The 8,769-nt window shown below is 57.2% G+C and carries 11 protein-coding genes; all 11 read right to left on the bottom strand.

The window, feature by feature from the left end; translation table 11 throughout:
• Positions 1–182 precede the first annotated feature (182 nt).
• The 11 genes from ACP7E4_RS30060 to ACP7E4_RS30010 all read right to left on the bottom strand — a co-directional run bounded on the left by ACP7E4_RS30060 (position 183) and on the right by ACP7E4_RS30010 (position 8,668).
• Entirely contained in the window at positions 183–362 is a 180-nt protein-coding gene (locus ACP7E4_RS30060) for a hypothetical protein (RefSeq protein ID WP_426119867.1), read from the bottom strand.
• On the bottom strand, positions 363–830 hold the full coding sequence (locus ACP7E4_RS30055) for a terminase small subunit (protein WP_426119865.1): 468 nt from the start codon (positions 828–830) through the stop codon (positions 363–365).
• 125 nt (positions 831–955) lie between these two features.
• Positions 956–1,162 (bottom strand): hypothetical protein, encoded by a 207-nt coding sequence (locus ACP7E4_RS30050; protein ID WP_426119863.1) that lies wholly within the window; start codon positions 1,160–1,162, stop codon positions 956–958.
• Positions 1,163–1,213: 51 nt separating this feature from the next.
• Positions 1,214–2,455 (bottom strand): phage major capsid protein, encoded by a 1,242-nt coding sequence (locus tag ACP7E4_RS30045; RefSeq protein ID WP_426119862.1) that lies wholly within the window; start codon positions 2,453–2,455, stop codon positions 1,214–1,216.
• 140 nt (positions 2,456–2,595) lie between these two features.
• Positions 2,596–2,829, bottom strand: a complete 234-nt coding sequence (locus ACP7E4_RS30040) for a DNA-binding protein (protein WP_426119860.1) — start codon at positions 2,827–2,829, stop codon at positions 2,596–2,598.
• The gene (locus tag ACP7E4_RS30035; RefSeq protein ID WP_426119858.1) at positions 2,822–4,123 is read right to left on the bottom strand and encodes a tyrosine-type recombinase/integrase; all 1,302 of its coding nucleotides are present in this window, start codon (positions 4,121–4,123) and stop codon (positions 2,822–2,824) included. The genes ACP7E4_RS30040 and ACP7E4_RS30035 overlap by 8 nt, the downstream gene beginning before the upstream one ends.
• 343 nt (positions 4,124–4,466) lie before the next feature.
• Positions 4,467–4,757 (bottom strand): hypothetical protein, encoded by a 291-nt coding sequence (locus tag ACP7E4_RS30030; RefSeq protein WP_426119856.1) that lies wholly within the window; start codon positions 4,755–4,757, stop codon positions 4,467–4,469.
• A gap of 1,181 nt (positions 4,758–5,938) precedes the next feature.
• Positions 5,939–6,655 carry an ImmA/IrrE family metallo-endopeptidase gene (locus ACP7E4_RS30025; RefSeq protein ID WP_426119855.1) on the bottom strand — a complete coding sequence of 239 codons (717 nt, stop codon included), beginning with the start codon at positions 6,653–6,655 and terminating at the stop codon, positions 5,939–5,941.
• Positions 6,656–6,803: 148 nt separating this feature from the next.
• A complete protein-coding gene (locus ACP7E4_RS30020) occupies positions 6,804–7,034 on the bottom strand; it encodes a hypothetical protein (RefSeq protein WP_426119853.1) in 231 nt (76 codons plus the stop codon).
• A gap of 482 nt (positions 7,035–7,516) precedes the next feature.
• Positions 7,517–7,702: a helix-turn-helix transcriptional regulator gene (locus ACP7E4_RS30015; protein ID WP_426119851.1), complete on the bottom strand. Its 186-nt coding sequence runs from the start codon at positions 7,700–7,702 to the stop codon at positions 7,517–7,519.
• Between the two features lie 57 nt (positions 7,703–7,759).
• Positions 7,760–8,668, bottom strand: a complete 909-nt coding sequence (locus tag ACP7E4_RS30010; protein ID WP_426119849.1) for a tyrosine-type recombinase/integrase — start codon at positions 8,666–8,668, stop codon at positions 7,760–7,762.
• Positions 8,669–8,769 lie beyond the last annotated feature (101 nt).

Here is an 8,769-nt window from a genome sequence, read left to right as displayed (position 1 = left end):
GCCTCAAGCTTGAACTCGAGGGTGTATTTAACGCGGTCTGTCTTGGACTTAGTCATGTCGTATCCTTGCGGCTATTGAGACACCTGGCAAGGGATACGTTTTTCAGGGGCAAGGTCAGTAGGGCTATCCTATGAATAGCCAATCATAGAAAGGGGCGATCCTAACAACCACACCCTGCGCTTTCACTCGTCCAGCTCATCATCCTCGGGATCATTGAGCGATTCGTGGAAATAAGGCATTAGGACTGTGGCGGCTTCCAACCGGTCACCGCCGTCGGCGGTTGGATCGTTCATGACCGCAAGCAGGAAATCCAGCGGATCGCTGAATTGGCGGGACATCGCTGACTTATCGTCATCGACCATCTATTTCACCGAACGCAAGTGAACGGGTGGAGTGGGAGCTGCGCCAAACTTGCCTTTAGCAGCTTTCTGCGATGCGGTTTCAGCCGCCTGTTTCTTGCCGACTTCGCCCTTCTTGGGGTGGTCATAAGGCATCAAGCCTAGCGCAATTTTTGCAGCCAGGTCCGGGTTGAGCTTTTCATTGTCCCGCGCAATCCGCTCCAGCAGCGCACGCGTATCAAACGCCAGCACCTCGGGAATTTTGGCCTCGTCGGAGTTAACTTTTTTAACCTCGGACTTAACTTTCGGTAGCGATGGATCGAGTGCGCCGCGCCGCTGTAGGTAGCCGGTCACGTCTTTGTCCTTGGATAGCTTAGAGCCCGCCTGGGGCGCTGTCCTCACGCTGTAGCCTGCATCGATGGCGGCCCGAGATTTGCTCGCTCCGGACAAGAGAGCGTCAGCAAACCGGCGCTTTTTGTCGGTTAACGCCATTTAACTTTTCCTGAGCGAGGGAGAAAATCTCTACGTGCGGTCGGGGGCGGTGTCCGGCACGAAGGCCTCTACGGTTTCGCACCGCCCTACCCCGATGCACGCTGTGAGAGCGAACCAGATCGATCCTAGTAGCCAGGGTCGATGGTCGGCGGGTTCGTGCGCAGCGCCTCGATAGCCTGCTCGTGACTCATGCCCTGGGCAAGGAAGCCATCAATCTCTTTGCGGATACGATCACGGCATGCAGCCTGATAGAGCAAGGCACGACTGTGCGCGATCTGGTTAAGCGCCTGTTGGATCGGCTTCGGCAGCGGTTCGGGTTTGATGTAGCTCATCTGAATATCCTCAAGAGGCGACCCGATACAGGCCGCCCCTTTAGCTGATCGTTATGGCGTGATGGTCAAGGGCACCAGGCGCATCGATGTGGGTGCGTACACCGCCAGGCCAGCGCGCAGTTCGGCCAGGATGGTGACGAGATTGCGTTTGAAGTTATCCCCATCCATCCGGCTCGCTTCCACCGTGACCTCTTGGCGGTCGAGTAGCGCGGTGGTGCTGGTGTCGAGGATCAGCGCGCCCAGTTCCGGCATACCCATGGTCACCACGACCGGCGTACCCCAAAGGCTTGGTGGTGCAGGGTCACGAGGCGTACCAATCACGTACTGGCCATCACCGGTATCGGCGCGCTCGCTCTCGATAGCGAACCAGTCACGCGGGTTCATCACGATCACGTTGGGATTCCAGCCGGCGGCTTTGAGGTCAGTCAGGGCCAGGCCGATACGATCCACAGGACGACCCGTCAGCCCAGGCGTTACCGTGGTGGCTTGTGCGATCAGGCCGAGGATCTCGCCTGCACCACCATCACCGATTAGCAGTTCCTGTTCCAGCTTCTGCCGCACACCCACACTCATCAGCAGGCCGATCTGCTGTTGAAGCTGGGAGTTGTCGTTGAGCACTTGAAGGCTTGCCGGGATCCAAGTGGCGATGGTGGCGATCTCTGCACGAGAGAGCTTGGTGGGCAGCTGGCCTTCGGCTTTGGTGTCGCCTTCTTTCGCCTGATAGGCGGCACCACTCAGGTAACCGTCAAGCTGGACGTACTCGTAGGTGGAGCCTTCGACCGGCACGATGGGCAACACATCCAGCAGGCTCAGCCGCGGTTGAGGGATACCCTGGATACCAGGTGCGCGAGTCGGCGCGGTTGGGTAGCTGGTCGAGCCAGTGGTGCCCTTGTCAGGGTTGGTCACCGCAGCGCGCAGACCAGACTCTACCGTGATACGGCCGGTCGACTTCTGGCCAGCACGGATGCCGGTCAAGCCTTCGGCATCACATACCGCAGCGCTGATCGCATGGGCATCGCCGGTAGTGCTGCCTGTAGCGGCCTTCAAGCCACCCGCAACGGCGCGCTGCTCCAGCTCATGCAGCCGAGCGCCGAATTCGGTCTGCTTCTGGCCTTGGCCTTCAATGGTTTCCTTGTGTGCTTTGAGCACAGTAACCAGCTGATCCACGTCCTGGGTCATTTCGGTAATCTCTTGGGTGATGGTCGCCATTGCCTGGCGGCCATCCGGGGGAGTTTGGTTAGCGTTGAGCGAAGCCTTGAGCTTGCTCCAGCGCTGATCGTGAGTAGTCGTCATGGGTAATCCCATTTGCGGTCTATGGGCACCCCGACAGCGCACAGCATGAGGAGGTGTGGCATTCCCCCAGCGCATGGCGTGAGTTCATGCCGACTACGTTATGCGCGCACGCCAATCCCCGTCTGCGGTTAACTCCGACGTTAAGCGGCGGTATTGGTCGCGAATCGCGCAATGTCGACGATTTTGTAGAAGCGCCGATTCCCCCGGCGCACAAACGGGATGGGGGCCAGGCCATCAGCAGCCAGGCGACGCAGGTAGCTGGGCGCGTATCCCAGCAGGTCAGCGGCGGCGAACTCCGGCACCAACCCACCAATCAACGGCGTCACACCCACAGCGGCAAGACGATCAGTGATCTCCTGTTCGATCTCACTCATGGTTAAACGTACTCCTCTGTAGTGGAATCTCGATTGGGCTGGGAGCCTTGTGTGCCGTGGCCTGTAGCGGATTTCTCGAAACGCTTTGTCCCGGCGCTGTCTCGCTGCCGATGAGGCTTAGCCCGTCTTGATCTAACCGGGCGTGCCACTTCTCCAGCGCCTGACGCTTCAAGGTCTCGGCGGTGGTGTGGATGTAGGTGGCGTCCATGTTCTTCAGCGCGTGGTTCACCAGCATCTCGCCCACCAGGTAATCGATCCCCAGGTCCATCCAGGCGGTGCGGGCCACCTTGCGCAAATCATGGCTGCTCCACTGGTGATCACTCAGCGTGGAGAACACCAGCGTGGCGGTGGTGGCACTCATGGCCCCGCGCCTGGTGCCGGGAAACACGTAGGCACCCTGATAGCCGCTCGCCTGCTGACGGGCCTGATAGCGCCTCAGCAGCGCGCAGGTCTGCTCGGTCAGCGGCAGGGTGTGTTCGGCCTTGGTCTTGGTGTCTGCGGCGGGGATAAACCACAGGCGTGTGGTCAGGTTGATGTTGCGCCACAAGGCCGCTCGGGTTTCGCCCAGGCGCGTCCCATGGCACAGCATCATCAAGGGCAACATGGCGTCGGCAGGTCGTGTACCGAACTGGGCAGCCAGCTTGGCCAGCACGTCCGGCAGATCATCGCTGCGCAGCCGAGAGGGCTTGGGCTTGATGCGCGCTGACACGAAGTCGCTGTACTTGAGGCCCGCCATGGGATTGAGGCGCAGCAGTCCCAAGCGGTGGGCTTGGCGCATCGCCGCCGCCAACACGCTGTAGACCAGGCGCACATACGACAGCTTGTAGCGCTCCTGCAGTGGCCACATCAGCAGGCTATCCAATGATGCCTTGTCGAAGTCAGCCAGCGGCAGGTTGGCCAGCCTCGGCACCAGGTGGCAGGTCAGCGCGGATTTCGCCCCGGCCTTACGCTTGGCGGAAAGGCTGCGGTCCCGCAACATCCGGTCGGTGTACCAGTGCAGCAGATCGCCCGTGGTCGCCCAGGCATTCTCCGTCGAGGCCGCCTGCGGATCGATCGCCCGCCGCGCAAGGATGGCAGGCAAGGTGGCTTGCATCAGCTTGGCATTGATACCGGGATAGTTACCGGCCTTGCCCCACTTGCCGCGCACCACGACGTGCCAGGCACCCTTGGCACGACTGGCGGTGGAGTAACGAAACCTCAGTTCAGGGAACCGAGGGTCGCGCAGTTCGCGCACAGTGCCGCTAGCCTGTTTGCGGATCTCGGCATCGGTAACAGTGACGTGTAGCGTGTTCATGGTGCCTGCCTCTGGGTGCGTCCAAATCTGGACGCATCGAATGGGTTTAACTTCCGCCAGCGGCGGGTGTCGTTCCGTCGAATGACACCTCGGCCGAGATGCGCTCAAATCTGAGTACATCTCCGCTAACGGCCAGGTAACGGTGGAGGCGTTAGCGGTCAGCCAACATTGGGTTTCACGAGCAGTCCGTAAAAGCCCGGCCGCTATCCCACCAGCGGTGGAACACTGGCCCCAGTTAGAGGGTGAATAGATGCGCCCAAATCTTGGGGCATCTATTCACCCCGCCTCAGCCCCCAGTGGGGGATGGAGCCGATACGCGCCATCAGCTAGGCGTGAGCGCGATCTATCCAAGCTCGGCGTTCGGCCAGCGCCAGTGGATGATCTCCAGCGCCTCGGCTCGGGTGATGGGTTCGCCAATCATCGTGCAGAGTCGTTTCCCACCCCGCATGACTTGCCAGTGACAACAACGCTCTACGCCGTCATTTGCAGCCAGCTCAGCAAGTAGGGCCAGGCGGTTAGCCTTGACGTATTTGCGTATGTCCTCTGTCAGCTTGGATGCGGGAGAAATGCGCACGCGCATGCCTTGCTTTCTGGCGGTAAAGCCTCTTTCAAGCAAATAATCAATGGCCCCCATTACAGGTCCTCCACATCGTGTTCCCAGTCATGCCCTTGGTCAGTCGTGCCCGGTATCACTGGAGGGCACGACTGAATAAGCTGGGGCACAACTGGTGGATTTACGGGGTCAACCACTTGGGTAGACGTCGACCACCACACCACCGATGCCACACCAAACCCCGAGCGAGTCATGTGCACGTCCAAACTTTCACGAGCTGCTCGTATTTGTTTCGGACTGAACCCCTGAGCCGCCATCAGTTGCTTGGCTGTTTTGCCGCTCATGGGCCTAGAGGAGAGCAGAAGCCTCAACGCACCTACTGCGGGCCGCTCATTACACTGGCTCGCAGCCTTTTCCCTGGCCTGCCCCCAAAGCACCTCTGCCGTAACAACAATCAGCTGTGAATCGTGGCTGTTTTCCATATCCGTTCACCCTTTTTGGGCAAGCCGATGCCGCACGATGAACTCGTGAGTTTTCATCGTTGATGCATCTGCTGTAGATAGAAACCGCATCCCGCTAACGCTCGAAATGCACTCCGTTTATTGCGTCAATCAGGAACTTGGTTGGTAGATATATATAAGGGTGTGCAGTTTCTGCACCGGAAGAAACGCTATTACGGTGCAGTTCATGCACACGAAGCTACCTTCAGCCCCAGGAAAATGGCCCTCACAGATTCCTACGTGTGCACTTTCTGCACCGTTACATGTGCATTTTCTGCACCGGATGAAATCGAATTTACGAGCGTAGGCAAAGGCCTCGGCGGTGCACGTGTTGGTGCGATCTCAAGTCCTTTGTCTGGGCACTCGTCAATTGGCATCCAGGCAATTGCATATAACGCGCATCGAGCCCCATGTTTGGAAAACAAACTACTTCTGGACTGCATTAACCAGCCCGAGCCAACTAAATCCTCAAGCGCTCGCTGCAGCGTGTGCGCAGAGCCTATCCCCCATTCCTTCGCCATGGTCCGTGTCGCTGCGAGATCGCCGTTATTCTCGCCGTTGTACTGAGCCAGTAGCTCGACCAACACAGCACGAGCGACGAAGCTAAGCGCGCGATACCCTGGCGACTGGATCATAGCCTTGGGCATCATCGCGAACGGAGGGGCTTTGACCCTCATATTGCCCTTGGTTTTTCTCGACATTACGCATAACGCCGGAAGGCCGATCCCGTCGGCGCAAATGCACCGTTTTGAATTTTCATGGCTACCCCCTTACGCGAGTATCGCGGCGATAGACACGACGACGGTTGCGCGCGCAGTTAATCAAATCTGAAGAGACTTTCGTCCCTACATAAGAGACATTGGTATCCGTCATCAACATCGAACGCGGGACATATGAATATTGGCCAGCGGGCAATGAACGAGGAATGCGCCGAGTTCGCGGGACGTACTTATTCAAGAGCAGCATTGATTCCGCGATGGAGTCTTGAAGCCGCTTGCCAGTTTCGCACAGCGGGACTGTCTCACCTGGGCGAATCTGGCTCCACGCATAGCGGTCAGCTAGAACCTCATTCACCGCCCCTATTACCTGCTGGCACCGCCGCTGAACCAATGGGTCGCTTATAGCCCAAATGTCAAATCCGCAATGGTTATCGATAAAGTGACCGATCTCATGCGCGACAACGAATCTATATATTTCATCATCATGTAGCTGTGACCAATCGATCTCAGGGCGTTGAGTGTTGCGTAGTTGACCTGCATCCACGGTCGTGGCCAATTGAAGGATCACACGCTCTTCTATGCGGGGATCGTCCATGGATGCGTCGGGATGAACTGCATCGGCAAAAGGGCAGTACATACCCCAATTTCCACCGAGCTCTTCGACTGTCGTCAGCTCCAGGCAGCAACCTGCCCGCTTCGACATCTCGGCAAGTTGGCGGTATTGAATTCGGCCGATTCTGAGAGTTGCGTTGGTCTTCACAGGACACCTCCTGCGCTTTCAAATGCGCGGGCTTGGTTCATGTGGTGGTTGTAGCGTTTCAAGCGAATAGAGAGGGACGAGTTTGCGCGGAGAGCACTCAAGGCCATGCGGCGGTGAGCAATTGCGCGGATTTTAGAGGGGCAGTTATTCATACGTTGCCGCCTTTCAACCAGAAACGGCGGTAGACGTCGTAGCTTGCGTCATTGAGACCAGGTACGAATCGTGTAGAAAGCGTAATAGCAATCTCGGATTCGATAGCACCAACTACTCGAGTTAGCTCAGACTGGTTCGAATAGCGCAGCAACGCTTTCAGGAGCTGCGTGCAGTAAGCTTTCTGCAGCTCAACCGAAATGCTGGACGGATTAAGGGTGTGATTCACTGGTATAGCTCCCATTGTTGAAGAGCTACCACGATTCGCGGCAAAACGAATTAGGGTGGTAGCTGTACGCGGGTTTGCCGACCGGGACAATAGGAACCCGGCACACCCGAAGGTGTCCCACGCACAGCCACCATAACGCGAAAAATCAGGCACAAAAAAAGCGTCTGTTTTCGGGAAATGGACGCTGGTGCGTCTATTGTTGATCGGGCGGCAAAACCCGGTCGTTGAATTGGCAACGACAGCCGAACGATACAGCGGCTGATTACTAGGCGCAAGCGCTACTCGTGCCCTTCCCCTCAACTCGTGCCTATGGATTAGGCTGGCCAAGAGAGGAAAGATTGGGAATGGATCAAAAATCGAGGTGCGAGATAGCTGGCTCAGTCGTGCCCTCAGGGCCATCAGTTGTGCCCAGCGCCGGACGCGGGTAAGACTGAAAAAAGGGTACGACTGAACCACGTCGTTACTACTAGACATTTCACTCGTCATTCGCCGCGACTCTTGGCTATTCGGCACGCTATCCACTCATCCACCTCACTTTCAATCCAAGCCACCGCACGGGCACCAGTCCTGATCGGTTTTGGAAAAGTTGGGTCGGTGTAAATCGAAGTTTTGCCAAGTGAGGTTTTGCTCTGAACTCGGGAAAGTTTTATCAAAGTATTTTGAGTCATAGTTTTCCTGCGCAATAAAAAGCCCCGCTATAGAGCGAGGCTGGCTTGGTGATTTTCTTACAGAGGGGGTTTGTAGCTGCTTCTTTCCTTGTCAATAAAATCAGCCCACTCCTGCATCATTTTTGCTCTCGGCTTTAAGTAAAGTGCGTGATTGTAAGCAGCACTGACTTTCCCCCGCGATTGATGCGCAAGTTGGAGTTCAATTTGATCATGCGGGTATGCTTGCTCATGAAGAATTGTTGAAGCAACGCCCCGGAACCCATGGCCCGTCATTCTGCCGCCATATCCCATACTTCTGAGAGCTACCAGCATCGTCGCCCTACTCATTGAACGCTTATGGCTCCCACGACCAGGGAAGACAAAATCACCACCATAAGATAGGAGCTTGAGCCGCTTTAGGGCCTCGATAGATTGTCGGGACAATGGCACAACGTGTGGCGTGTCCATTTTCATTCGAGCAACCGGGATATCCCAACGGGCATTATCTAGATCGAATTCCTGCCAAGTCGCTTCTACTAGCTCACCTGTACGGACGAACGTCAGGCTTAACAGACGGAACGCAAGCCGTGTTGACTCATCACCCCCGTAGTGATCAAGCGCATGCAACAAAGCGGGCAAGTCTTTGGCGTCGACCCTGGCATGATTTCGAGTTTTGTGAACACGCAGCACATCCCCAGCTTGCAGATCCGCTACTGGATTACGCTCAGCAAGATCGTGTGCCACTGCATGTCGCATAATTTGGCTGCAGTACTGCAACATCTGACGCGCGACCGTCGGCGCCCTCCCCTCAACACTTTTGGCTACGTCACGAAAAGCCGATGCCGGAATGTCGGCGATTGGACGCTTGCCTAGTTGTGGGAATACGTTTCGCACGAGACGCCCCCAAATCATTTTTGCACCCTTCTCCCCCCGGCCTGGTGCCCAGTGTGCGAACCACAAATCTGCTGCCTGCGCATTCCACGCCATCTGGCCACCCAGTCCACCAACATCCGGCCACCCGTTCCACGCTCATCCGGCCGGGCAGTCGGAGCGCAGCGACGCAGGTTTGCATTGTTAGTCTGAAGTCC

Origin of the sequence: Pseudomonas sp. DSP3-2-3, from assembly GCF_049898225.1 — a bacterium.
Classification (GTDB): domain Bacteria; phylum Pseudomonadota; class Gammaproteobacteria; order Pseudomonadales; family Pseudomonadaceae; genus Aquipseudomonas.
This window is presented reverse-complemented; position numbering and strand designations above follow the sequence as displayed.